At 50.8% G+C, this 26,491-nt stretch carries 21 protein-coding genes and 1 other RNA gene; 17 read left to right on the top strand and 5 right to left on the bottom strand.

The genetic code is table 11. The annotated features are described in order from the left end of the window. Window positions 1-78: 78 nt before the first annotated feature. Window positions 79-489 (bottom strand): 1,4-dihydroxy-2-naphthoyl-CoA hydrolase, encoded by a 411-nt coding sequence (gene menI / locus ACLJRH_RS12335; protein WP_000637926.1) that lies wholly within the window; start codon window positions 487-489, stop codon window positions 79-81. After that, window positions 486-3,542, bottom strand: coding sequence for an FAD-binding and (Fe-S)-binding domain-containing protein (locus ACLJRH_RS12330; RefSeq protein ID WP_023136891.1), 3,057 nt, complete (start codon window positions 3,540-3,542; stop codon window positions 486-488). Before ACLJRH_RS12330 ends, menI begins: the two co-directional genes overlap by 4 nt. Before the next feature lie 264 nt (window positions 3,543-3,806). Here ACLJRH_RS12330 and ydiK point away from each other — a divergent pair, with 264 nt between their 5' ends. From ydiK to ACLJRH_RS12285, 9 genes are all read left to right on the top strand, one after another. Next, entirely contained in the window at window positions 3,807-4,925 is a 1,119-nt protein-coding gene (gene ydiK, locus ACLJRH_RS12325; protein ID WP_023136890.1) for an AI-2E family transporter YdiK, read from the top strand. A gap of 182 nt (window positions 4,926-5,107) precedes the next feature. Continuing rightward, window positions 5,108-5,215: antisense sRNA RprA (gene rprA / locus ACLJRH_RS12320), an RNA gene on the top strand. Window positions 5,216-5,382: 167 nt separating this feature from the next. Continuing rightward, window positions 5,383-5,742, top strand: coding sequence for a YdiL family protein (locus tag ACLJRH_RS12315; protein ID WP_000980454.1), 360 nt, complete (start codon window positions 5,383-5,385; stop codon window positions 5,740-5,742). A 140-nt stretch (window positions 5,743-5,882) separates the two neighbouring features. Beyond that, a complete protein-coding gene (locus ACLJRH_RS12310; RefSeq protein ID WP_023136889.1) occupies window positions 5,883-7,094 on the top strand; it encodes an MFS transporter in 1,212 nt (403 codons plus the stop codon). A gap of 363 nt (window positions 7,095-7,457) precedes the next feature. Beyond that, complete coding sequence (locus ACLJRH_RS12305; RefSeq protein WP_000081209.1) at window positions 7,458-8,693, top strand: MFS transporter; 1,236 nt, start codon at window positions 7,458-7,460, stop codon at window positions 8,691-8,693. A 66-nt stretch (window positions 8,694-8,759) separates the two neighbouring features. Beyond that, window positions 8,760-9,626, top strand: a complete 867-nt coding sequence (gene ydiB, locus ACLJRH_RS12300; protein ID WP_000383488.1) for a quinate/shikimate dehydrogenase — start codon at window positions 8,760-8,762, stop codon at window positions 9,624-9,626. A 44-nt stretch (window positions 9,627-9,670) separates the two neighbouring features. Beyond that, window positions 9,671-10,429 (top strand): type I 3-dehydroquinate dehydratase, encoded by a 759-nt coding sequence (gene aroD / locus ACLJRH_RS12295; RefSeq protein WP_001527848.1) that lies wholly within the window; start codon window positions 9,671-9,673, stop codon window positions 10,427-10,429. A 153-nt stretch (window positions 10,430-10,582) separates the two neighbouring features. After that, on the top strand, window positions 10,583-12,178 hold the full coding sequence (locus ACLJRH_RS12290) for an acyl CoA:acetate/3-ketoacid CoA transferase (protein ID WP_001527696.1): 1,596 nt from the start codon (window positions 10,583-10,585) through the stop codon (window positions 12,176-12,178). A gap of 13 nt (window positions 12,179-12,191) precedes the next feature. Then, on the top strand, window positions 12,192-13,343 hold the full coding sequence (locus tag ACLJRH_RS12285; RefSeq protein WP_000347824.1) for an acyl-CoA dehydrogenase: 1,152 nt from the start codon (window positions 12,192-12,194) through the stop codon (window positions 13,341-13,343). Between the two features lie 75 nt (window positions 13,344-13,418). Here ACLJRH_RS12285 and ACLJRH_RS12280 read toward each other — a convergent pair whose 3' ends face one another. After that, on the bottom strand, window positions 13,419-14,309 hold the full coding sequence (locus tag ACLJRH_RS12280) for an AraC family transcriptional regulator (RefSeq protein WP_000284832.1): 891 nt from the start codon (window positions 14,307-14,309) through the stop codon (window positions 13,419-13,421). A 462-nt stretch (window positions 14,310-14,771) separates the two neighbouring features. On the opposite strand from ACLJRH_RS12280, the gene ACLJRH_RS12275 reads away from it, so the two are divergent. From ACLJRH_RS12275 to fadK, 5 genes are all read left to right on the top strand, one after another. Then, window positions 14,772-15,536, top strand: coding sequence for an electron transfer flavoprotein (locus ACLJRH_RS12275; protein ID WP_000692095.1), 765 nt, complete (start codon window positions 14,772-14,774; stop codon window positions 15,534-15,536). A 20-nt stretch (window positions 15,537-15,556) separates the two neighbouring features. Then, window positions 15,557-16,492: an electron transfer flavoprotein subunit alpha gene (locus tag ACLJRH_RS12270; protein ID WP_001015878.1), complete on the top strand. Its 936-nt coding sequence runs from the start codon at window positions 15,557-15,559 to the stop codon at window positions 16,490-16,492. Between the two features lie 56 nt (window positions 16,493-16,548). Beyond that, window positions 16,549-17,835: an FAD-dependent oxidoreductase gene (locus ACLJRH_RS12265; RefSeq protein WP_001278565.1), complete on the top strand. Its 1,287-nt coding sequence runs from the start codon at window positions 16,549-16,551 to the stop codon at window positions 17,833-17,835. Further along, entirely contained in the window at window positions 17,832-18,125 is a 294-nt protein-coding gene (locus ACLJRH_RS12260) for a ferredoxin family protein (protein WP_000093362.1), read from the top strand. The genes ACLJRH_RS12265 and ACLJRH_RS12260 overlap by 4 nt, the downstream gene beginning before the upstream one ends. A gap of 89 nt (window positions 18,126-18,214) precedes the next feature. Continuing rightward, window positions 18,215-19,855, top strand: a complete 1,641-nt coding sequence (gene fadK, locus ACLJRH_RS12255; RefSeq protein ID WP_023223193.1) for a medium-chain fatty-acid--CoA ligase — start codon at window positions 18,215-18,217, stop codon at window positions 19,853-19,855. Between the two features lie 41 nt (window positions 19,856-19,896). On the opposite strand, the gene ppsA is transcribed toward fadK, so the two are convergent. Then, on the bottom strand, window positions 19,897-22,275 hold the full coding sequence (ppsA, locus tag ACLJRH_RS12250) for a phosphoenolpyruvate synthase (protein WP_000069333.1): 2,379 nt from the start codon (window positions 22,273-22,275) through the stop codon (window positions 19,897-19,899). A gap of 336 nt (window positions 22,276-22,611) precedes the next feature. Here ppsA and ppsR point away from each other — a divergent pair, with 336 nt between their 5' ends. The 3 genes from ppsR to hemP all read left to right on the top strand — a co-directional run bounded on the left by ppsR (window position 22,612) and on the right by hemP (window position 24,995). After that, a complete protein-coding gene (gene ppsR, locus ACLJRH_RS12245; RefSeq protein WP_000370992.1) occupies window positions 22,612-23,445 on the top strand; it encodes a posphoenolpyruvate synthetase regulatory kinase/phosphorylase PpsR in 834 nt (277 codons plus the stop codon). 155 nt (window positions 23,446-23,600) lie between these two features. After that, window positions 23,601-24,647, top strand: a complete 1,047-nt coding sequence (gene aroH, locus ACLJRH_RS12240) for a 3-deoxy-7-phosphoheptulonate synthase AroH (RefSeq protein ID WP_001082196.1) — start codon at window positions 23,601-23,603, stop codon at window positions 24,645-24,647. A gap of 156 nt (window positions 24,648-24,803) precedes the next feature. Continuing rightward, complete coding sequence (hemP, locus tag ACLJRH_RS12235) at window positions 24,804-24,995, top strand: hemin uptake protein HemP (protein ID WP_000089117.1); 192 nt, start codon at window positions 24,804-24,806, stop codon at window positions 24,993-24,995. A gap of 34 nt (window positions 24,996-25,029) precedes the next feature. On the opposite strand, the gene selO is transcribed toward hemP, so the two are convergent. Continuing rightward, window positions 25,030-26,472: a protein adenylyltransferase SelO gene (gene selO / locus ACLJRH_RS12230; protein WP_000175671.1), complete on the bottom strand. Its 1,443-nt coding sequence runs from the start codon at window positions 26,470-26,472 to the stop codon at window positions 25,030-25,032. Window positions 26,473-26,491 lie beyond the last annotated feature (19 nt).

The following is a 26,491-nucleotide window of genomic DNA, read 5'->3' as shown; positions in this document are numbered from 1 at the left end:
AACGTGCACAGTATATCACCTTTTTCTGCGCACATTTTGACCAAAAGCAATATGCATCACACTTTTATGGTGACAACGTCACACAATCGCCGTAGTAAGGCGCGAAGAACAGCACAGACGTCCCTGTTCATCAAAGATCTCTATCTGCCAGACCTGATGGCGAGCCCCGGTATGCAACGCTTTACAGACGCCTCGTACGCGCCCCTGACGCGCCGACCGTACATGGTTGGCATTCACCTCCAGCCCCACCACCTTTTGCTCCCCCTGCGTACACAGATAGCCTGCGACCGAGCCGATACTTTCCGCCAGCACCACAGACGCTCCGCCATGCAGCAAGCCGAACGGCTGTTTGGTGCGATGATCGACGGGCATTGTCGCTTCCAGCGTATCGTCCCCAATATGCTCAAAGCGGATATCAAGCAGGCCAACCATATTCCCTTCCCCCATCGCATTAAGCGCATCGAGGGTCACTTCACGTTTCCAGATCAACCTATAATCTCCAGTAATGCCTGCAACGGGTGACGCACGCCCGTACCTTCAATGCGTTTAACCTGGCTTCGGCAGGAATAGCCGGTTGCCAGGCAACGGTTTCGCGGTAGACGTTGCATCGCCTGATGCCAGGATAGCTCATAAATTCCCAGCGAATTTTTATGATTGGTGAGTTCATGTCCATAAGTGCCCGCCATACCGCAGCAGCCTACGCTGACATTTTCCAGCTTCGCGCCAAAATGGGCAAAGATGGCGGCCCACTGCGCAGGCGCGCCGGGTAACGCCGTGACTTCCGTACAATGACCAAAAAAGTACCACGGTTCGCCGCTCACCTCGACGGACAGTCTTGCATTTATTTCCTGCGCCAGCCATTCATTCACCAGCAACACATGAAAATCGCCGCGCTGTTCGCCCAGCGCCAGTTTGTATTCGTCGCGATAACACAGTACCAGCGCCGGATCGACGCCCACCATCGGCATCCCCAACGCGGCGATCCGATTAAGGAACTCAGAGGTTCTTTTCGCCGTTTTCGCAAAGCGATTAAGAAAACCTTTAATATGCTGCGCCTTGCCATTCGGCGAGAACGGTAACAATACCGGCCTCCTGCCCAGTTTTTCCGCCAGGCGGATAAAGTCCGCCACGACCCGGGCGTCGTAGTAGCTGGTAAACGGGTCCTGAACCACCAGTACCGTTTTCGCTTTTTGCTCGGCGCTCATGCGCTCCAGTTGCTCAAGCGTCATATTAGCGGACGGATGGCCCACCAGTTGCTGTTGCAATGAAGGGGCAGAAAGCAGAGGTAAATCCACCATACCGATATGTTTTTTCGCCAGATTACGAACCACCGGTTGGTTAATAAAAAAGTTAAAGGTCTTTGGCGCACGCGCCATCAGCGGCGCGTAGGTCTCGACCGTCGCCACCAGATGATCGCGTACCGGACGCAGATAACGCGTATGGTAAAGCTGTAAGAAACGTGAACGAAACTCCGGAACATCGATTTTAATCGGACACTGGGTCGTACAGGCTTTACATGCCAGACAGCCGGACATGGCCTCTTTAACTTCATGGGAAAAGTCATACTCGCCTTTGCGTTTGTGCCAACTATTCCGGGTGCGGGCAATCAGCGTGCGTAAGCTGGCGCGTTTTTCCGGCAGCTCCTTTTCCAGCTTCAACGGATCGATGCCGCGATCGGCCAATAGTCGGAGCCATTCCCGCACCAGCGTCGCCCGCCCTTTCGGCGAGTGGATCCGGTTAAGGCTAATTTTCATCGACGGGCACATTGGGCTTTTCGCATCGAAATTAAAGCACAGGCCGTTACCATTACACTCCATAGCGCCGCGCCAGGTCTGCCGCACCGCCAGCGGGATTTGCCGATCCCAGGTGCCGCGTTTTACCGCATCCACCTTCATCATCGGCGCCTCTATCCCCTGCGGCGGACAGATTTTACCCGGGTTAAGTCGATTATGCGGATCAAAAGCCGCTTTTATTTTGCGCAGCTCGCCATACAGGACTTCGCCGAAAAAGGCCGGGCTGTATTCCGCACGAAAACCTTTTCCATGCTCGCCCCACAACAGCCCGCCGTATCTGGCAGTCAGTGCGACGACCTCATCGGAGATCTGTTTCATCAGCAGTTCCTGCTGCGGATCGCACATATCCAGCGCCGGACGCACATGCAGCACCCCGGCATCCACGTGGCCGAACATGCCGTAACTTAAGCCATGGCCATCCAGCAGGGCGCGAAATTCGGCGATGTAATCGGCCAGATGTTCAGGCGGCACGCAGGTATCTTCCGCAAAAGGAATCGGTTTGGCAGCGCCTTTCGCATTACCCAGCAGCCCTACCGCTTTTTTACGCATCGCGTAAATACGCTCAATACCCGTCAAATCGGTACAAAGTTGCCAGCCGATCACGCCCGCTTCCGCACGCGCCATCAGGCCATCCAGCCGGTGGCACAGCGCCTCGACCTGCCCGTCAATAAGCGCTTCATCGTCACCCGCGAATTCCACGATATTCAGGCCAAGCATCTCTTTATCCGGCACATCGGTAATCAATTCGCTAACGGAGTGCCAGACAATATCTTCCCGCGCGAGGTTAAGGACTTTGGAATCGACCGTCTCGACGGATAAGGCGCGCGCATCAACCATAAAAGGGGCGTTACGCAGCGCGGAATCAAAGGAGTCGTATTTTACATTCACCAGACGGCGGACTTTGGGTATCGGGGTAATATCCAGCCGGGCTTCAGTAATAAACGCCAGCGTCCCTTCCGACCCCGTTAAGATGCGGGTAAGATCGAAGCGGGTCATGTCATCGTTAAAGACGTGGCGTAAATCGTAGCCTGTCAGGAAGCGATTGAGCTTTGGAAAGCTATCGAGGATAAGTTGACGGTTTTCCAGGCAGGACTGATAGACGGTCTGATAGATGCGGCCTGGCGTCGTCGTGTTTTCACCCAACGTCCGGGCAAGCTCTACGGGCATCGATTGTGTGTCAAGGATATCACCCCCCAACAATACGGCCCGTATGCCTAAGACGTGATCTGACGTTTTTCCATAGACCAGCGAACCCTGACCAGAGGCATCGGTATTAATCATACCGCCAAGCGTGGCGCGATTACTGGTGGAAAGTTCCGGCGCAAAAAAATAGCCATACGGCTTTAACGCCTCATTAAGCTGATCTTTTATCACCCCCGCCTCTACCCGCACCCATCCCTCTTCAGGATTAATTTCAATAATGCGGTTCATATAGCGGGACATATCAACAATAATGCCCTGGTTTAGCGCCTGGCCATTCGTGCCAGTACCGCCGCCTCGCGGGGTAAATATCAGCGACGTAAAGCGCGGCTCCGCCGCCAGACGGGCAAGAAGCGCGACATCCGCCGTAGAGCGGGGAAACACAACAGCATCGGGAAGAAGCTGGTAGATACTGTTATCAGTCGACATTGTCAGACGGTCGGCATAGCTGGTTGCCGTATCGCCCGTAAACCCTTGCTGCTCCAGCGCCTGCAAAAAATTGAGCACCAGCTGAACGACGCCGGGTGCCTGAGAAATTTGTGGAATCATTATATTGACCTTTTCCTGCGGTCTATGTTGTGAACGGTGGCGCCCAACCCGGCGAGCGCGAGCGGTCTACGCACAGGAAGGGATGCTTAATCGTTTGCGTGTTGCGTTATTTGTTGTATCACATTTTTTTCCTGTGCGCCCAACAGAATTACATGCAGAATCGGCCTGTTAAAAACCGCTGAAATTGCTCATCATTATAGGGTGTGGTTTGCATGTTCACGTCGCGCCAACGTTCTGGCGCAAAGACAAAGGTGAAAAGTATTTATGGTAAATGTTCGTCAGCCCAGGGATATTGCGCAAGTGCTGCTATCGGTGCTGTTTTTAGCCATCATGATTGTGGCCTGTTTGTGGATAGTACAGCCTTTTATTTTGGGGTTTGCATGGGCAGGTACGATTGTTATCGCGACCTGGCCCGTTTTGCTGAAATTACAAAAAATATTGTGGGGCCGCCGCTCGCTTGCCGTACTGGTCATGACGCTGCTGTTAGTGCTGCTCTTCGTTATTCCCGTCGCCTTGCTGGTGAACAGCATTGTCGACGGTAGCGGCCCGCTCATCCATGCAGTGACCGGCGGCGATATGACGCTACCCGATCTGGCATGGTTAAATAATATTCCGTTGGTTGGCACCAAACTGTATGCCGGATGGCATAGCCTGCTGGATATGGGCGGTAGCGCTATTATGGCGAAAGTGCGGCCTTATATCGGCACAACCACGACCTGGTTTGTCGGTCAGGCGGCGCATATCGGACGCTTTATGATGCACTGCGCCCTGATGCTGTTGTTTAGCGCCCTGCTTTACTGGCGCGGCGAACAAGTGGCGATGGGTATACGCCATTTTGCCTGTCGTCTCGCGGCTAAACGCGGCGATGCGGCGGTTCTGCTGGCTGCCCAGGCGATCCGCGCCGTGGCGCTTGGCGTGGTGGTCACCGCGCTGGTACAGGCGGTACTTGGCGGCGTCGGGCTGGCGATTTCCGGCGTGCCTTACGCTACCCTGTTGACGGTAGTGATGATCCTTTCGTGTCTGGTTCAGTTGGGGCCGTTGCCGGTATTGATTCCAGCCATTATCTGGCTTTACTGGACAGGCGACACCACCTGGGGCACCGTGCTGCTGGTTTGGAGCGCCGTCGTCGGCACGCTGGATAACGTGATTCGCCCGGTGCTCATCCGCATGGGCGCCGATTTACCGCTGCTTCTGATCCTTTCCGGGGTAATCGGCGGACTGATTGCATTCGGTATGATTGGTCTGTTTATTGGACCGGTGCTTCTGGCCGTGACCTGGCGTTTGTTCTCCGCATGGGTACATGAAGTTCCGGCGCCGACGAATGAACCAGAGGAGATCCTTGAAGAGCTGGATGACATCGAGGAAGCCAACAAGCAGTCATAATCCCGTCGGGCGGCATTGCCGCCCGATGCTTTAGCGACGTTTATCAATTCAACGCACACCCCATTTTGATTCGCCCGTCTGTTCCCCGCCGCATCTCATTTCTGTCGCAAATCCGTTACAGTTTTTAAACTATTGAGACGAATCTGATCGACGCAAAAAGTGCTCATGCCTACTATTAGCACACGGTTATAAATCAACACATTGATTTATAAGCATGGAAATCCCCTGAGTGAAACAACGAATTGCTGTGTGTAGTCTTTGCCCGTCTCCTACGATGGGCTTTTTTTTTAACTTTTTTCGCTGCATTGTTACATAAGCCAGCTCCCGTTTCCCTTCAACACCGCGATATCTGCAACGAACAAATAATATTGCACAAAATAGTGTGATTCTGTTCAAGTCGAAACGGTGTCGGTGGTGCTATTTATAGCATCACTTTTTTCATATAAAAGCCTAAAAAATGATGAACGCGTTAGAACTACAAGCACTACGGCGTATTTTTGATATGACGATTGAAGAATGCACAATCTATATCACCCAGGATAATAATTCGGCAACCTGGCAACGATGGGAAGCTGGCGACACTCCCATCTCTCCAGAAATCATTGCCAGGTTAAAGGAAATGAAAGCCAAGAGACAGCGACGAATTAACGCCATTGTTGACAAAATAAATAACCGGATCGGCAATAATACAATGCGTTACTTCCCTGATTTATCTTCTTTTCAGTCCATTTATACAGAGGGTGATTTTATCGAGTGGAAAATTTATCAATCTGTTGCTGCCGAACTTTTCGCACATGATCTGGAGCGGCTGTGTTAGACGTAAACTTTATCGCCGCATCGTATTGATACCGGATAGAAAACCACACAATCACGACATTGACTTGTCACCCTATCCAATATGCTTCCTGCCTGTGTATACCACTGTAACGTTCAGGCGGCATCTCTGAGTCAGATAATATGAAAAATCGTTATTTCCCTACCGCTGTAGGGTTGTATTTTAATTACTTTGTACATGGCATGGGGGTTATCCTGATGAGCCTGAACATGTCATCGCTTGAACAGCAATGGCATACCAGTGCCGCAGGCGTATCTATTGTGATCTCTTCGCTTGGTATTGGCCGGCTAAGCGTTTTGTTAATCGCCGGTATGCTTTCCGATCGCTTTGGTCGCCGTCCTTTTATCATTCTGGGGACCGCCTGTTACCTGATTTTTTTCATTGGCATTCTTTATGCTCAGACGATTTTTGTCGCTTATGCCTGTGGCTTTTTAGCGGGTATGGCCAACAGTTTTTTAGATGCAGGTACCTATCCCAGTTTGATGGAAGCCTTCCCTCGCTCCCCCAGTACGGCAAATATTCTGATCAAAGCATTTGTCTCTGGCGGGCAATTCTTGTTGCCCATTATTATCAGTTTATTAGTCTGGGCTAATATGTGGTTTGGCTGGTCCTTCCTGCTTGCCGGGGCAATCATGCTTATTAATGCTCTGTTTTTATTACGCTGCCCTTTTCCACCCTATCCAGGTCGGATATTGAAACCCAAAATCTCGCAAGCGCCTGTCGCAGGCGTACATCATTGCTCCCTCATCGATCTTATCAGCTACACCCTTTATGGCTATATCTCGATGGCAACCTTTTACCTTATCAGCCAGTGGCTGGCGCAGTATGGACAGTTCGTCGCAGGAATATCGTATACCCAATCCATCAAACTGTTAAGTATTTATACCTGCGGCTCGCTACTCTGCGTTTTTATAACCGCCCCGCTGGTCAGAAAAACAATTCGCTCTACCACATTATTGATGTTTTATACCTTTATCTCTTTTATTGCGCTTCTGACGGTCTGCCTGCATCCTCAGGCCTATGTTGTTATGATCTTCGCATTCGTCATTGGATTCTCTTCCGCCGGTGGCGTAGTACAAATCGGCCTGACGCTGATGGCGGCCCGTTTTCCACAGGAGAAAGGTAAAGCGACCGGCATTTATTACAGCGCCGGCAGTATCGCGACGTTCACTATTCCGTTGATCACAGCGCGGATTTCAGAAATGAGCATTGCACATATTATGTGGTTTGATACCGGTATCGCCGCAGCGGGATTTCTCCTCGCACTGTTCATCGGTTACCGAAGTCGGGCTGAATCACAACATCACGCTGAAGCAGCGTCAACTGCGCAATAAATGTTAGCGTGCCAACTGCAATATTATTGCCTTGCTATGCAAAATAAAACGTTAGCCATTATCACCGGGAAACAAAAAATGTAATTTTCGTGTTAATTATTATTCATTATCTTCACACTTATCAGAAAAATTGCGATGAGCATCACGAGTTATATGTATTAAACAACAAATTCGCAGCAATTTTTATATTTCCTGGCTAACAAATGAAATGCTATCAATGCAATAAACCTGGCATTTTAAACGCCATGTTATGTACATATAACGACAGTACCGAATTATAGTGTTACTGAACAATCGCTGCATGTAGTAAAGCAGTAATAAGCAGGACATTGAATCAAACCATCAGCAAGGAGCTGTGAACAAATGTCTCAGAACAAGGCTCGCAACATGCCATATTTGCTGGCTGTTATCTGCATTTATTTTAGTTACTTTCTCCACGGCATGAGTGTTATTACACTAGCCCAGAACATGACCTCCCTTGCACAGAAATTCTCCACGGATAGTGCCGGTATCGCCTATTTAATCTCTGGCATTGGTCTTGGCCGTCTGGTCAGTATTTTATTCTTTGGCGTACTGTCCGATAAATTTGGCCGTCGGGCAATAATACTGCTTGGCGCCGTACTATATATGCTGTTTTTCTTCGGTATTCCCGCCAGTCCTAACCTGATGATCGCTTTCATATTAGCGGTGTGTGTCGGCGTGGCGAACTCCGCGCTGGATACCGGCGGATACCCTGCATTAATGGAGTGTTTTCCCAAAGCATCGGGCTCGGCAGTTATTCTGGTTAAAGCGATGGTCTCTTTTGGGCAAATGATTTATCCCCTTATCGTCAGCGCCTTGTTAGTCAACCATATCTGGTACGGCTACGCGGTGGTAATCCCCGGTATCCTTTTCGTCCTCATCACGTTGATGCTGTTGAAAAGCCGTTTTCCCAGCCAACTTGTCGATGCCAGTATTGCGAAAGAATTACCCCAGATGAACAGTACTCCCCTCGTCTGGCTGGAAGGCGTAGCTTCCGTTTTATTTGGCGTCGCCGCGTTCTCAACCTTCTATGTGATTGTGGTCTGGATGCCTAAATATGCGATGGCCTTCGCCGGAATGGCGGAATCCGACGCGCTGAAAACCATCTCTTATTACAGTATGGGATCGTTGGTTTGCGTGTTTATTTTTGCCGCATTGCTGAAAAAAATGGTTCGCCCCATCTGGGCCAATGTTTTCAATGCCGGGCTGGCGACACTCACCGCTGCGGCAATTTACCTGTATCCCTCTCCACTGATCTGTAATGCTGGCGCCTTCGTGATTGGTTTTTCCGCTGCTGGAGGTATTTTACAATTAGGTGTATCGGTAATGTCGGAATTTTTCCCTAAGAGTAAAGCTAAAGTCACCAGTATATATATGATGATGGGGGGCGTAGCTAACTTTATTATTCCACTGATCACCGGTTATCTCTCTACTATTGGCCTGCAATATATCATTTTGTTAGATTTTGCCTTTGCACTACTGACATTTATCACCGCCATTATTGTATTTATTCGCTATTATCGCGTATTTAAGATCCCGCAAAACGATGTCCGATTTGGCGAGCGTTATTTCCAGTAAAAATGTTAACGATGCGCAACAGGCATGCGCCCTGCTCTGCACTGTCCACTTATTAAGGAGTATAAAATGGATGTTACCGCAAAATATGAATTAATTGGTCTTATGGCGTATCCTATCCGTCATAGCTTATCGCCCGAAATGCAAAACAAAGCGTTAGAAAAAGCGGGGCTACCGTATACCTATATGGCTTTCGAAGTGGATAACACGACGTTTGCCAGCGCTATTGAAGGACTGAAAGCATTAAAAATGCGCGGTACGGGCGTCTCCATGCCAAACAAACAGCTCGCGTGTGAGTATGTCGATGAATTAACGCCAGCAGCAAAACTGGTTGGCGCTATCAACACCATTGTTAACGATGACGGCTATCTACGCGGCTACAACACGGATGGTACGGGCCATATTCGGGCAATTAAAGAAAGCGGTTTCGATATTCGGGGAAAAACCATGGTGCTGCTCGGCGCGGGAGGCGCGGCTACCGCCATTGGCGCCCAGGCAGCCATTGAAGGCATTAAGGAAATTAAACTGTTTAACCGTAAAGATGACTTTTTCGAAAAAGCGGTTGCCTTTGCGAAGCGGGTGAATGAAAACACTGATTGTGTCGTTACCGTCACCGATCTTGCCGATCAGCACGCTTTTACTGAAGCGCTTGCCAGCGCAGATATTCTGACGAACGGCACCAAAGTTGGCATGAAACCATTGGAGAACGAATCCCTGATCGGCGATGTTTCCCTGCTCCGGCCTGAATTGCTGGTCACCGAATGTGTTTATAATCCGCATATGACAAAGTTATTGCAGCAGGCGCAACAAGCTGGTTGCAAAACAATTGATGGTTACGGCATGTTGTTATGGCAAGGAGCCGAACAGTTTGAACTGTGGACAGGAAAAGCATTTCCATTGGACTATGTGAAGCAGGTGATGGGATTCACAGCCTGACCGGTAAAATTATAATTGCGACGAATGACAATGAAGGGTACCAAATGAAAACCGTAACTGTAAGAGATCTCGTGGTTGGCGAAGGCGCGCCAAAGATCATTGTGTCGCTAATGGGAAAAACCATTACCGATGTGAAATCGGAAGCACTCGCCTACCGTGAAGCGGATTTCGATATTCTGGAGTGGCGCGTTGACTATTTTGCCAACGTGACGACGACGGAAAGCGTACTTGAGGCCGCCGGCGCCATCCGGGAGATTATTACTGATAAACCCTTGCTATTTACCTTCCGCAGCGCGAAAGAAGGCGGCGAGCAGGCGCTAACCACCGGACAGTATATCGCTCTGAATCGTGCAGCGGTTGATAGCGGTCTGGTCGATATGATCGATCTTGAGCTTTTTACCGGCGACGATGAGGTGAAAGCCACCGTCGGCTATGCTCATCAACACAATGTTGCGGTGATCATGTCTAACCATGATTTTCATAAAACGCCCGCAGCGGAAGAGATTGTTCAGCGTCTGCGTAAAATGCAGGAACTGGGCGCCGATATTCCGAAGATCGCCGTCATGCCACAGACTAAAGCCGATGTCCTGACCTTACTTACCGCCACTGTAGAAATGCAGGAGCGCTATGCGGATCGTCCGATTATTACCATGTCGATGTCGAAAACCGGGGTAATATCTCGTCTTGCCGGCGAAGTGTTCGGTTCTGCAGCAACGTTTGGCGCGGTGAAAAAAGCATCTGCGCCGGGACAAATATCGGTAGCCGATCTGCGTACCGTATTAACTATATTGCACCAAGCGTAATACTTTATCGTGTGGCGGAATATTCTCTTTCTGCCACAATAAAATAAATAGTTATCTGATATGAATATGTTCCATATTCATTGAAAGCCGCTGTCTTTATTACCTTAACACGGTTATATCGATATTGCTTTCAGGGATAATAGTGGAGTAAATATGAAAATCAATAAGCCATCACGCATTAATGGCCGCGTTCCCGTGCTCTCTGCACAAGAAGCAGTAAATTATATTCCAGATGAGGCCACTTTATGTATTCTGGGCGCTGGCGGCGGTATTCTCGAAGCGACAACATTAATTACCGCACTGGCAGATAAATATCAAACAACCCAGTCACCACGAGATTTATCTATTATTAGCCCTACCGGATTAGGTGACCGCGCCGATCGCGGCATCAGCCCGCTGGCGCAGGAGGGATTGGTAAAATGGGCGCTATGCGGACATTGGGGGCAATCTCCCCGTATTTCTGAACTGGCTGAACAAAATAAAATCGCCGCCTATAACTACCCACAAGGCGTATTAACCCAGACGCTGCGCGCCAGCGCCGCACACCAGCCGGGTATTCTGAGCGATATCGGTATTGGTACCTTTGTCGACCCTCGCCAACAGGGCGGAAAATTAAACGACGTGACTAAAGAAGATCTCATTAAGCTGGTAGAGATCGATAATAAAGAATATCTCTATTATAAAGCGATAGCGCCTAATGTGGCTTTTATCCGCGCCACCACCTGCGACAGCGAAGGCTATGCATCATTTGAAGATGAGGTGATGTATCTTGATGCGCTGGTGATCGCCCAGGCCGTTCACAATAATGGCGGTATTGTAATGATGCAGGTGCAGAAAATGGTAAAAAAAGCCACGCTGCATCCAAAATCCGTGCGTATTCCCGGCTATCTGGTGGATATTGTGGTTGTCGATGCCGACCAGACGCAACTCTATGGCGGCGCGCCGGTAAACCGATTTATCTCCGGGGATTTCACTCTTGATGATAGTACCCAGCTTACCCTGCCCCTTAATCAGCGCAAGCTGGTAGCCCGACGCGCGCTGTTTGAAATGCGTAAAGGCGCGGTAGGCAATGTGGGCGTAGGCATTGCCGACGGTATTGGTCTGGTCGCTCGCGAGGAAGGCTGCGCCGATGACTTCGTGCTGACCGTAGAAACCGGCCCGGTGGGCGGTATTACCTCTCAGGGCGTGGCCTTCGGCGCCAATGTCAATACCCGCGCGATCCTCGATATGACCTCACAATTTGATTTTTATCACGGCGGTGGGCTCGATGTCTGCTATTTAAGTTTTGCCGAAGTGGATCAACACGGTAATGTCGGTGTACATAAATTCAACGGAAAAATTATGGGCACCGGCGGGTTTATCGATATTAGCGCAACGTCGCAAAAAATTATCTTCTGCGGAACTCTGACGGCCGGAAGTTTAAAAACTGAAATTACCGATGGCAAATTAAATATTCTCCAGGAAGGTCGCGTGAAAAAATTCGTCAGCGAACTGCCGGAAATTACGTTCAGTGGAAAAATTGCGCTTGAGCGCGGGTTAGACGTGCGTTACATCACTGAACGTGCGGTTTTCACTCTCAAACAAGATGGCCTGCATTTAATTGAAATTGCGCCTGGCGTCGATCTGCAGCGGGATATTCTTGACAAGATGGATTTTTCACCGGTTATCTCACCAGATTTAAAACTGATGGACACAAGATTATTTGCCGATAGCACTATGGGATTCACGCTTCCTGACGCAACACATTAAAAGGAGTACAAATATGGATTTTTCATTAACTGAAGAACAAGAACTATTACTGGCCAGTATTCGCGAGTTAATCACCAGCAATTTTCCGGAAGAGTATTTCCGTACCTGCGATCAAACGGGCACCTATCCCAGAGAATTTATGCAGGCGCTGGCGGAAAACGGTATTTCGATGCTGGGCGTCCCGGAAGAATTTGGCGGCATTCCGGCTGACTATGTAACGCAAATGCTGGCGCTGATGGAAATCTCAAAATGCGGCGCTCCGGCCTTTTTGATTACCAACGGCCAATGCATTCACAGTATGCGCCGTTTTGGTTCCGCAGAACAACTGCGTAAAACAGCAGAAAGCACTCTGGCCACCGGCGATCCAGCATATGCGCTCGCCTTAACAGAACCTGGCGCGGGATCTGATAATAATAGCGCCACAACAACCTGGACGCGTAAAAACGGTAAGGTTTATCTTAACGGCCAAAAAACGTTTATCACCGGTGCAAAAGAATATCCTTACATGCTGGTTCTGGCGCGCGATACGGAGCCAAAAGATCCTAAAAAAGCGTTCACGCTTTGGTGGGTGGACTCAAATAAACCGGGCATAAAGATTAATCCGCTGCATAAAATTGGCTGGCACATGTTGAGTACATGCGAAGTTTATCTCGATAATGTCGAGGTTGACGAAAGCGACCGGGTCGGTGAAGAAGGCATGGGTTTCCTCAATGTCATGTACAATTTTGAGATGGAGCGTTTGATTAATGCGGCGCGCAGTACAGGTTTCGCCGAATGCGCATTTGAAGATGCCGCCCGTTACGCCAACCAGCGTATCGCCTTTGGTAAACCCATCGGCCATAACCAGATGATCCAGGAAAAGCTGGCGTTAATGGCCATCAAAATCGAAAACATGCGCAATATGGTGTTGAAAGTCGCCTGGCAGGCCGATCGGGAAGAGTCACTGCGTACCAGCGCCGCGCTGGCTAAGCTGTACTGCGCACGCACAGCGATGGAAGTGATTGACGATGCGATTCAGATTATGGGTGGGCTTGGTTATACTGACGAAGCCCGTGTCTCCCGCTTCTGGCGCGATGTTCGCTGCGAACGTATCGGTGGCGGCACGGATGAAATTATGATCTATGTGGCAGGACGCCAGATTCTGAAAGACTATCAGAACAAGTAAGGATCGTACCGGAACGTCTTATTCGGCCTGGCTGCTTTACGGCATCAGGCCGAATAAATCAGATAAATTTCGCCGTCAGGTATTTGGCAGCAAATACGCCTGCTCAACCAGACTATTTTTAAATTGCTTACGATAATCGTTGGGAGAACATCCTACATGCCGCATAAACAATTTGGCAAAATGGTCCACATTTTCATATCCTACCCGCCATGAAATTTCTGCCAGTGGCGACTCAGTGTTTGTCAGCGCAAACTTGGCCTCGGTCATACGTCGTTGAATAACATAGTTGATAGGGGATATATGATATTCTTTGGCAAATTCATGGCATATATAACTGACGCTGGCACGAAATTTTTTCGATAGCTGGTCAAGCGTGATTTTTTCACGATAATTATTATTGAGATAAACAAGCACATCCTTAATTAATACATCTTTTTTAATGTAGCCTTGTTCAGAACGATAGGCATTTTTAAAATTTTCATAGTAAAGTGCGGTCAGAGTGTAAGCAAATGCATCGTATACAGAGGAAGCCAATACGTTTTTCCCCTGCGGAAGTAACACGCTTAATTCATTAAAGATACTTTTAATGACCTCTTTTCCCTGAACCACGGAAACCACCGGACAGGAATGACTCTGCAATAGTTGGTTTTCTTCCCAACCTGGAAAACAAAACCCATACAGCGCACAGGTATAGGTGGTAGCCGGCGAATTGCTGTCGGATGCTACAGCGTGTAGCCGCCCCCGCTCAACGACGACAATATCGTCCGCATGCGCGACGTAGAGTGAAGAGTCAATAATTAACCTGGCTATCCCTTTTTTGACGTAAATAAGCTCTGTTTCATTATCATGCATATGATGGCCAGACTCCCAGTTTGGATCATCGCTAATGACAAAACGTGAAAATCGAGGGGTCTTGTCCTGTTCAAAAATCGTCTCCGCGGCGGAGTCAAAACAGCGCTGATACATAATAACCTCTGTCAGGTTTAAAAAGATAACCAGGATAAAATAAAGCGAGCGTCAGTGTTGTACAACCGTGGAGATTACCAGCAAAACAAGATTATTCGTTCCGAATGCAAGATATTATGTTCTTTTGCAGACAGCTCAGATTACCTGTCGATAGCGTATTATCAGACAAAAATACATAGCCGACATATCTTTGATGTTTTCTTTTAACCTCACAGAAACAACATCGCACGTTTCATGTTAAAAAATGATGATATGCTTCGCACTTATTATTCTCACTACCGTATTTACATTTTTATGACGCCCTTTTCAGATGGTTGCTAACGATTCTCTGTTCGCAGATTTTTCGTGCAAGATTGTTGGCAAGGAAAACAGATTGACCCATCGTAAACCTCTTCAGACTGCCGCAGACTATTTTCAGTCAGATTTACGTTACTTATCCGCACGCGACTCACTGGAGATGCAATGAAAATAATAACCTGCTTTAAGTTGGTGCCTGAAGAACAGGACATTACCGTGACCCCGGAGCATTCGCTCAATTTTGATCGTGCCGAGGCCAAAATCAGCCAGTTTGATTTAAATGCAATTGAGGCCGCCGCGCAGTTAGCTGGCGATGGCGACGAGATCGCCGCGCTCACCGTCGGCGGCTCTCTGTTACAAAATTCAAAAGTCCGCAAAGATGTGTTATCCCGCGGGCCGGATGCGCTTTTTATGGTTCAGGATGCGCAACTGGAGCACGCCCTGCCCAAAGAAACCGCGCTGGCGCTAGCATCCGCGGCGGAGAAAATCGGCTTTGACCTGCTGCTCTTTGGGGAGGGCTCCGGCGATATTTATGCCCAACAGGTGGGCCTGCTGACTGGCGAACTTCTGAAACTCCCCGTCATCAACGCAGTAAGCCATATTCAACGCGACGGCGACAAAATCATCGTTGAACGCACACTGGAAGAAGACGTTGAAATTATCGAGCTCACGCTGCCCGCGGTGCTTTGCGTGACTTCAGATATTAACGTTCCACGCATCCCGTCAATGAAAGCCATTCTCGGCGCCGGGAAAAAAGCCGTTACGTCGTGGCTGGCGAGCGATATCCACTGGACCCCAACCACGCCACTGGCGGAACTGGTCGCCATCTCGGTACCGCCGCAGACAGAACGCAAGCATATCATTCTCGATAACGATTCGCCGGAAGCCATTACCGCACTGGCCGACCATTTGAAAAAATCCCTGAACTAAACCCAACGGAGAAAATTATCATGAATCATTTAGCTAACGTATGGGTATTTAGCGATAACGTAGAGCGTTATGCCGAATTAATGACCGGCGCGCGGCAGTGGGGAGAAAAAGTTTACGCCATCGTGCAAGGAAACACGGAGATCGACTACGTTAAAGCGCTTGGCGCTGATGAGATAGTCATTCTTGAATCGCATACGGATTTGCAGCGCGTGGAAAACTATGCCGAAACGCTGGCCTCGTTATTAGGCGACAAAAATGGGCTACTGCTCATGGCGGCGACCAAGCGCTGCAAAGCGCTGGGCGCCCGGCTGAGCATCCAGCTTGACGCCGTGATGGTGAACGACGCGACGTCTATTGATCTCCTCGACGGGACGCTACACGCAGAGCATCGCATGTACGGCGGACTTGCTTTCGGCAAAGAGAAATTAAACAGTCCGCAGGCGATTATTACGCTGGCACCCGGCGTGCTGGAACCCGCCGCCCCTCTCCCCAGTCATACTTGCCCGCTGACCACGCTGGCATATATTGCCCCACGCCACGAGGTATTGTGCCAGCAGCGGCGCGCGAAATCGTTAAGCAGCGTCGATTTGAGCAAAGCCAAACGGGTCATCGGCGTAGGACGAGGTCTGGCGGCGCAAAGCGATCTGGATATGGTGCATAAACTGGCGACCGTCCTCGGCGCAGAAGTGGGCTGTTCCCGCCCCATTGCGGAAGGTGAAAACTGGATGGAACGCGAGCGTTATATTGGCGTATCCGGCGTTCTGTTGAAATCCGATCTCTATCTGACGCTGGGCATTTCCGGCCAAATTCAACATATGGTGGGTGGAAACGGCGCAAAAATTATTGTCGCAATTAACAAAGATAAAAACGCGCCCATTTTCAATTATGCCGATTATGGTCTGGTGGGCGATATCTATAAGGTTGTTCCTGCCCTCATCGACCAGTTAAGCCGCTAATTCCTTTTTCAACGCACATCTCCCGTCGTCGATACGGCGGGAAAGGAGCATAAAGCATGTCGGATGATAAATTTGACGCTATTGTGGTGGGCGCAGGCGTAGCAGGAACGGTCGCCGCGTATGTGATGGCAAAAGCGGGACTGGATGTACTGGTTATTGAACGCGGAAACAGCGCGGGCAGCAAAAATATGACCGGTGGCCGGCTCTACGCTCACAGTATCGAAAGTATTATGCCGGGATTCGCAACGTCCGCCCCCATCGAACGCGTCGTTACCCGTGAAAAAATCTCCTTTTTAACCGAAGAAAGCGCCGTCACACTTGATTTTCACCGTGCGCCCCCTACTCCGCCCCTTACGTCATATACCGTACTGCGCAACAAACTGGACCCGTGGCTAATGGCGCAGGCGGAACAGGCTGGCGCGCAGTTTATCCCAGGTGTGCGGGTCGACGCTCTGGTACGTGAAGGCAATCGCGTCACTGGCGTTCAGGCCGGGGATGATATTCTGGATGCGAATATTGTGATTCTCGCGGACGGCGTGAATTCCATGCTGGGCCGTTCACTGGACATGGTGCCTGTCTCTTCTGCGCATCACTATGCCGTCGGCGTAAAAGAGTTGATTGGGCTCTCTCCGGCACTTATTGAAGAGCGCTTTAATCTGGCGTCCCATGAAGGCGCCGCCTGGTTATTCGCTGGCGCGCCCTCCAACGGGCTCATGGGCGGCGGGTTTCTTTATACCAACCGCGATTCGGTTTCTCTGGGGCTGGTATGTGGCCTGGGCGACATTGCTCACGCGACCAAAAGCGTACCGCAAATGCTGGAAGATTTTAAACAGCATCCGGCAATACGCCCTTTGATTCAGGGGGGAACGCTGCTTGAATACTCCGCTCATATGGTGCCCGAAGGCGGCATAGCAATGATGCCGGAGCTGGCAAATGACGGCGTGATGATTGTCGGCGACGCCGCCGGTCTTTGCCTGAATCTCGGTTATACCGTCCGCGGCATGGATTTAGCCATCGCGTCCGCGCAAGCGGCCGCTCAAACCGCCATTGACGCTAAAGCGCGGCAAGATTTTTCCGCCGCGAGTCTTGCCGGTTACAAACGCGCGCTGGAGAAAAACGGCGTGTTACGCGATATGCGGCATTTCCGCAAACTCCCCGGATTAATGGAAAACCCACGGCTTTTTACCGAGTACCCGCGAATGGCGGCAAACATTGTGGGCGATCTGTTCACCGTTGATGGCGGTCCAGTCCCACCGTTGCGTAAAACTATCCTGTCACATGCGAAAAAAATTGGACTGGTGAATCTATTAAAAGACGGCATAAAAGGGGCTACGGCATTATGAGTTCGGACAATAAGGTGAATGTTGACGTCAAATTGGGCGTAAATAAATTTTACGTAGATGAAGGACACCCACATATCATTTTGCGCTCCTCGCCTGACATGCAGGAGTTTAATAAATTAATAAAAGCCTGCCCTGCCGGACTCTATAAGCTGGACGATGCGGGAAATATTCATTTTGACTCCGCGGGCTGCCTGGAATGCGGGACCTGCAGGGTTCTCTGCGGCAATACTCTTCTCGAAAAATGGGAATACCCGGCGGGAACGTTCGGCGTTGAGTTTCGCTACGGCTGACGCTCTGAAACACCGGATAACGACGCTACGGCGTCTTATTCGGCTTGCCCCCGGAGATTACGTCATTTGTATTAATAGAGAACAAGTCAATGAGTGTTACATTAACGTTTGACGCCGCAAGGCGGAAAACCTATCGCGAGTCCGGCTACTGGGGCGATGCTTCACTGGGCGACTACTGGCGGCAAACCGCACGCGCCGTACCCGATAAAATCGCCGTGGTCGATAATCATGGCGCGTCCTGGACCTACGCCGCACTCGACTGCGCGGCAAGCCGCCTGGCAAACTGGTTACTGTCTCAGGGGATCCAACCGGGCGATCGCGTGGCCTTTCAGCTTCCGGGCTGGTGTGAGTTTACCCTCATTTATCTGGCCTGCCTGAAAACGGGCGCGGTATCTGTCCCGCTACTTCCCGCCTGGCGAGAAGCAGAGCTGGTTTGGGTGCTGAACAAATGTCAGGCTAAAATATTCTTCGCCCCCACCGTGTTCAAACAGAATCGTCCGGTCGATCTTATCCTTCCGCTACAAAATCAACTGCGCCATCTGACGCATATTGTCGGCGTGGATAAACTGGCGCCTGCCACCACAGCGCTTGCGCTTAGTCAAATCATCGACCGCAGCGAACCGTTGCAGTCAGACATTAACATTCACGGTGATGAACTGGCGGCAGTGCTGTTTACCTCCGGCACAGAAGGAATGCCGAAAGGGGTAATGTTGACCCACAATAATATTCTTGCCAGTGAACGGGCGTATTGCGCGCGGTTGAATTTAACCTGGCAAGATGTGTTCCTGATGCCTGCGCCACTGGGCCACGCCACCGGATTTTTACACGGCGTCACCGCACCCTTTTTAATCGGGGCGCGCAGCGTATTGCTGGACATCTTTACCCCAGAAGCCTGCCTTACCTTATTAGCGCAGCAACGCTGTACCTGTATGTCAGGCGCGACGCCGTTTATTTACGATCTGCTTTGTGCCGTTGAGCAACAGCCTGCCGACCTCTCCTCACTGCGATTCTTCTTATGCGGCGGCACGACTATTCCCAAAAAGGTTGCCCGCGACTGCCAGCAGCGCGGTATCAAATTATTGAGTATTTACGGTTCTACAGAAAGTTCTCCACACTCGATGGTTAATCTGGGTGATTCGACTTCACGCATGATGAATACCGATGGTTATGCCGCCACCGGTGTAGAAATTAAAATCGTGGATGAAGATCGCAATACGCTTCCAGCAGGCCACGAAGGCGAAGAAGCCTCGCGCGGGCCGAACGTTTTTATGGGATACCTGGACGAGCCGGAACTTACCGCCCGCGCACTGGATAATGAGGGCTGGTATTACAGCGGCGACCTCTGCCGCATGGATGAAGACGGTTATATCAAAATTACCGGGCGCAAAAAGGATATTATTATACGTGGAGGTGAAAATATCAGCAGTCGCGAAGTCGAAGATATTTTATTACAACACCCTCGCATACACGATGCTTGCGTCGTTGCTATGCCTGATGAACGCTTAGGCGAACGTTCATGCGCGTATGTGGTCTTAAAACCGCCGCACCTTTCGCTGGCGCTGGAAGAAGTGACCGCTTTTTTCAGTCGAAAACGGGTAGCGAAGTATAAATATCCGGAACGGATCGTCATCGTAGAAAAACTGCCCAGAACCGCCTCTGGCAAAGTGCAGAAGTTTCTGTTGCGGCAGGATATTATTGAGCGGCTGCGCCAGGAGCACACCGCGGTGTAAATTGCCGGATGGCGACGTTAACGCCGCCATCCGGTATCACACTACTTCTTCAGTTCCGCCAGACTCAGCCAGGTCTGAACCACGGTGTCCGGGTTCAGCGACAGGCTGTCGATCCCCTCTTCCATCAGCCAGGCGGCAAAGTCTTCATGGTCGGACGGGCCCTGGCCGCAAATTCCAACATATTTGCCCTGTTTTTTCGCCGCGCGGATCGCCATCGACAGTAGCGCTTTCACCGCGTCGTTACGCTCGTCAAACAGTTCAGACACCACGCCGGAATCGCGATCCAGCCCCAGCGCCAGCTGCGTCATGTCGTTAGAACCAATCGAGAAGCCATCAAAATATTCGAGGAACTGTTCAGCCAGCAAGGCATTGGACGGGATCTCGCACATCATGATGATCTTCAGCCCGTTCTCGCCGCGTTTAAGCCCCTGGCGCGCCAGCTCTTCGATGACCGCTTTCGCCTGGTCGACCGTCCGCACGAACGGGATCATGATTTCGACGTTGGTAAGGCCCATATCGTTGCGCACGCGTTTCACCGCTTCGCATTCCAGCGCAAAACAATCGCGGAAACTTTCTGCGACGTAACGGCCCGCGCCGCGGAAGCCCAGCATAGGGTTTTCTTCATGCGGCTCATAGCGTTCGCCGCCGACCAGGTTGGCGTATTCGTTGGACTTAAAGTCAGACAGACGAACGATAACGCGTTTCGGGTAGAAGGCGGCGCCTAACGTCGCGATCCCTTCCGTCAGTCGACCAACGTAAAATTCACGCGGCGAGTCAAACCCTTTCATCATCTCACGAATGTCGTTTTGCAGCGCGGCATCCTGGTCGTCAAACTCCAGCAGCGCACGCGGGTGAACGCCAATCATACGGTTAATGATGAATTCCAGTCGCGCCAGACCTACACCTTCATTCGGCAAGCAGGCAAAGTCAAATGCCCTGTCCGGGTTGCCGACATTCATCATGACCTTCAGCGGTAGCTCTGGCATGGTGTCTACGCTGGAGCTTTTTACGCTGAAATCCAGCATGTCGGCATAAACATAACCGGTATCACCTTCTGCGCAGGAGACGGTTACTTTTTCGCCATCTTTCATGCGTTCGGTGGCGTCGCCGCAGCCGACTACCGCCGGAATGCCCAATTCGCGGGCGATAATCGCCGCGTGACAGGTGCGCCCGCCACGGTTAGTGACAATCGCCGCCGCTTTTTTCATGATCGGTTCCCAGTCCGGGTCGGTCATATCGGTGACAAGCACATCGCCAGGCTCAATACGGTTCATTTCGCCGATATCATGAATAACTTTTACTGTACCTGCGCCGATACGATGCCCAATGGCACGACCTTCGGCAATGATTTTCCCCTGCGCATGTAGCGTATAACGCTCCATCACCTGGCCACGGGAGCGCACGGTTTCCGGACGTGCCTGCACAATAAAGAGTTTACCGGTATGACCGTCTTTCGCCCATTCGATATCCATCGGACGACCATAGTGCTGCTCAATCTGCACCGCTTGTTTCGCCAGTTCCTGCACTTCTTCGTTGGTGAGCGAGAAAATGTCGCGCTGTTCCTGCGGCACATCCTCAATCTTCACTTGCTTGCCGTGCTCCTGGGTGGCGGCGTAAACCATGCGGATTTTTTTCGACCCCATGGTGCGGCGTACGATGGCCGGACGGCCTGCCGCCAGGGTTGGCTTATGGACATAAAATTCATCCGGGTTAACCGCGCCCTGCACCACCATTTCGCCCAATCCCCATGCCGAGGTGATAAAGACCACCTGGTCAAAACCGGATTCGGTATCGATAGAGAACATCACCCCTGACGAGGCGAGATCGGAGCGAACCATCCGCTGCACGCCAGCGGAAAGCGCTACGCCGCGATGATCATATCCCTGGTGAACGCGATAAGAGATGGCGCGATCGTTAAACAGAGAAGCAAATACGTGTTTCACTGCCACCAGAACCGCATCGAAGCCTTGAACGTTAAGAAACGTTTCCTGTTGGCCCGCAAACGAAGCATCTGGCATATCTTCCGCCGTGGCGGAGGAACGCACGGCAAAAGAGGCATTTTCATCATCCGACGAAAGCTGCGCATAGGCATCGCGGATGGCGTTTTCCAGCGCCGGCTGGAAAGGAGTGTCGATAATCCACTGGCGGATCTGCGCGCCCGCTTTCGCCAGCTGGGAGACATCATCAATATCTGTCTTATCCAGCAGCTCATAAATGCGCTGGTTTACGCCGCTTTGATCCAAAAACTGGTTAAACGCATCGGCAGTGGTTGCAAAACCATTCGGAACGGATACGCCCATGCCGGAAAGGTTAGTAATCATTTCACCCAGGGAGGCATTTTTGCCCCCAACTCTGTCTACATCATTCATGCCGAGTTGGTTATACCAAAGCACCAGCGGTGACGAGCCATTGTTGGACATCGAACAATCCTTTTGTGATAAATGAACGAGTTTAAGAAACACATAGTTGCGTATTTATCCTGGCATACTTAAACCCGCGAAAAAAACGGTGAATCGTTCAAGCAAATTTATTTTTTCATTTTTTCAGATTGTTTACGTAGTTGCGCAAACCCGCGCATAGCACGGCATTCCCTTAATCCCCCCCGGTATAAACTGCGTTTCCAGGAAATGAAACACACTTTTCATTAATTATAAAAAGTGCCTGTCATTTTATAAAATAAGCGACAAGTTATACGTTTCCCGTTACTTTTAATTTATGCTTTCAGATAATTATGTTTACTCTTCAGGATGAACAGAATGGATAATGTTGTTGATCGCCATGTTTTCTATATTTCTGATGGTACCGCCATCACCGCCGAGGTCCTGGGTCACGCGGTTATGTCGCAGTTTCCGGTGACGATCAGCAGCATCACGCTGCCATTCGTGGAAAACGAAAGTCGCGCCCGCGCCGTCAAAGACCAAATTGACGCCATTTATCAGCAAACCGGCGTTCGCCCGCTGGTGTTTTACTCGATTGTTTTACCTGAAATTCGCGCCATCATCTTACAGAGCGAAGGTTTCTGCCAGGATATCGTCCAGGCGCTGGTGGCGCCGCTTCAGCAGGAGATGAAACTGGATCCGACGCCGATCGCTCATCGTACTCATGGGCTTAATCCGGGTAACCTGAACAAGTATGACGCCCGTATTGCCGCTATCGATTATACCCTGGCGCATGATGATGGCATTTCATTGCGCAACCTCGATCAGGCTCAGGTCATTTTACTTGGCGTTTCGCGCTGTGGAAAAACGCCCACCAGCCTCTATCTGGCGATGCAATTCGGCATTCGTGCGGCTAACTACCCTTTCATCGCCGATGATATGGATAATTTGACGCTGCCCACATCGTTAAAACCGCTACAACATAAACTGTTCGGCCTGACAATTGACCCTGAACGCCTGGCGGCTATTCGCGAAGAACGCCGTGAAAACAGTCGCTATGCCTCGTTGCGTCAGTGCCGCATGGAAGTGGCGGAGGTTGAAGCGCTGTATCGTAAGAATCAGATCCCCTGCCTGAACAGCACCAATTATTCCGTTGAAGAGATAGCCACCAAGATTCTCGATATTATGGGGCTTAACCGCAGGATGTACTAGCAAACTAGTTTAATGGTTTGGTTTTTGTTATCATGCTGTTCTGCCTGCGAGGTGTGACACGCCTCGCACTTGAAATCAGCAGGGATTGGTTTATCGTGATGCCCATCACTTCCCGGTAGTCCTGCCGTTGAAGCAACAAATTTCTGAGACTTGTAATGAACAGAACCGACGAACTCCGTACTGCGCGTATCGACAGCCTGGTAACACCGACCGAACTCGCGCAGCGGTATCCTGTATCGTCCTCCGTCGCCAGTCATGTTACCGACTCCCGACGCCGGATAGAAAAGATTTTAAATGGTGAAGATCCACGGCTACTGGTCGTCATTGGCCCCTGTTCGATTCACGATCTGAATGCTGCTATGGAATACGCGACGCAGCTCCAGGCACAACGCCAAAAGCATCAGGCGCGTCTGGAAATCGTCATGCGCACCTATTTTGAAAAACCGCGCACCGTCGTGGGATGGAAAGGCCTGATTTCCGATCCCGACTTGAATGGAAGTTACCGCGTCAATTATGGGCTTGAACTGGCGCGTCGCTTGCTATTGCAGGTGAACGAACTGGGAGTACCGACCGCCACAGAATTTCTTGATATGGTCACCGGCCAGTTTATTGCCGATCTGATCAGTTGGGGAGCGATTGGCGCGCGTACCACCGAAAGCCAAATCCATCGGGAAATGGCTTCTGCGCTCTCTTGTCCGGTCGGCTTTAAAAATGGTACGGATGGCAATACCCGCATTGCCGTTGACGCTATTCGCGCCTCCCGCGCCAGCCATATGTTTCTCTCGCCGGATAAAGACGGACAGATGACCATCTACCAGACGAGTGGCAACCCGTATGGGCACATCATCATGCGCGGCGGTAAAAAACCGAACTACCACGCTGAAGATATTGCCGCCGCCTGCGACACGTTGCATGAATTTGATCTGCCGGAACATCTGGTCGTCGACTTCAGCCACGGCAACTGTCAAAAACAGCATCGCCGCCAGTTGGAGGTATGTGATGATATTTGCCAGCAGATTCGTAATGGCTCCACGGCAATTGCCGGGATTATGGCCGAGAGTTTTTTACGGGAAGGCACGCAAAAAATTATCAGCGGTCAACCATTAATCTATGGTCAGTCCATTACCGATCCCTGCCTGAACTGGGAAGATACGGAAGTTCTGTTGGAAAAACTGGCCGCGGCGGTAGATAGCCGCTTTTAATAGCTCGCCCATCCTGCCGGGATGGGTGTTTCTTCGATGCTTTACCCGCCCTTTTCTCTCCGCGCGCGTATATCACTCCACAGAATTAGCACTTGCTGTCATCTCATTAATTATTGATAATAATAATCATTGTGAGTTTGATTATTAATAAATAACATGTCGCGTATGGATAACACCGAGCTGCCTCACCCTAAGGAAATAGACAATGAAACGCTTCTCCCTGCCGCTGAACGGCGCGTCAACAGTCAGTCGCTATTAGGTCCGGACGGCAAGGTCATTATCGATCACAATGGTCAGGAGTATCTGTTGCGTAAAACTCAGGCTGGTAAGCTACTGTTAACCAAATAACGCTCCGCCAGCAGACGATGCTGCTGGCATCAGGCTAACTTGAACAACTGACCTCCAGCCGCTTTCCCCACTCCGGCGGTCGGCTGGCATAGTCATCATCTCGATCGGTAAAAGGTTGACGTAAAACTTCATGCAACCGATGCAGTTCCGCCATGTCTCCTTGTTCAGCCGCATCTATCGCGCGTTGCGCCAGCCAGTTGCGCAACACAACCGCAGGATTCACGCGTTGCATCTGCTGCTGGCGCAGCGCGTCATCCACCGCCTCTGTGCGCAATCGCGCCCGGTAGCGTTCGAACCAGGCATCGAACGCCGTGCGATCGATAAACGTATCCCGCAACGGCGAGGAAGCGCTCTGTTGCTCCGTATGGCTTAACATCCGAAATGTACGGGTATAATCACTCCCTTCGCGCGCCATCAGACTAAACAATTCATTCAGTAAAGCGTTATCGTCTTTTTGCTCGGTAAAGAAGCCCAGCTTCTGGCGCATTCGCTGCCCATAGTGCGTTAACAACGCGTCCTGGTAACGATCCAGCGCTCTGTTTAACGCGTCGATCTCAATAAAAGGGGTTAGCGTCTGCGCCAGACGTTGTAAATTCCACAGCGCCACCGACGGTTGATTATCGAAGCGGTAACGTCCCTGATGATCGGAATGGTTACCAATGAAGCCGGGATCGTAGTCATCGAGAAAACCAAAGGGGCCATAGTCGATGGTCAGCCCCAGAATCGACATGTTATCCGTATTCATAACGCCGTGCGAAAAACCGACGGTTTGCCACTCGGCGATAAGTCTTCCGGTACGCGCCGCCACCTCTTCAAACCACAAAGCATATTTTTCCGGGACATCCTGCCATTGCGGCCAGTAATGACGAATAGCGAAATCAGCCAGTTGCTGAACTTTTTCCGGCTCACGGCGGTAATAGAAATGTTCGAAATGACCAAAACGCATATGACTTTGTGCCAGACGCATTAACATGGCGCCCGTTTCCTGCGTCTCTCGCTGAACCGGCGTATCGCTGGCTACGATAGATAACGCGCGCGTAGTGGGAATACCCAGATAATGCATGGCTTCGCTGGCAAGACTTTCTCGTATGGTTGAACGCAGGACGGCGCGTCCATCCCCCATTCGCGAATAGGGTGTTAATCCGGCGCCTTTCAGATGCCAGTCGAGGGTCGAGCCATCCGCCAGGAGCTGTTCGCCCAGCAAAATACCGCGTCCGTCGCCGAGTTGTCCCGCCCAGACGCCGAACTGATGCCCGCTATATACCTGCGCGACAGGCGACATACCGGGTAATAAGGTTTCGCCGCCCCAAACGCCAGCGCCATTGGTAACGTCAAATAACGACGCGGGAATGGCTAACTGCTGCGCCAGTTCGTCGTTATACCAAATCAGTCGCGCATTTTTTAACGGTGTGGGTAAAAGCGCGGTATACGTTGCTGGCAGTTCATCGCGCCAACGGGCAGTAAAAGACAGGGTCATAGGGCCTCCTGTCTTCAGT

Origin of the sequence: Salmonella sp. SAL04162 (genome assembly GCF_046551535.1) — a bacterium.
GTDB lineage: Bacteria > Pseudomonadota > Gammaproteobacteria > Enterobacterales > Enterobacteriaceae > Salmonella > Salmonella enterica.
This window is presented reverse-complemented; position numbering and strand designations above follow the sequence as displayed.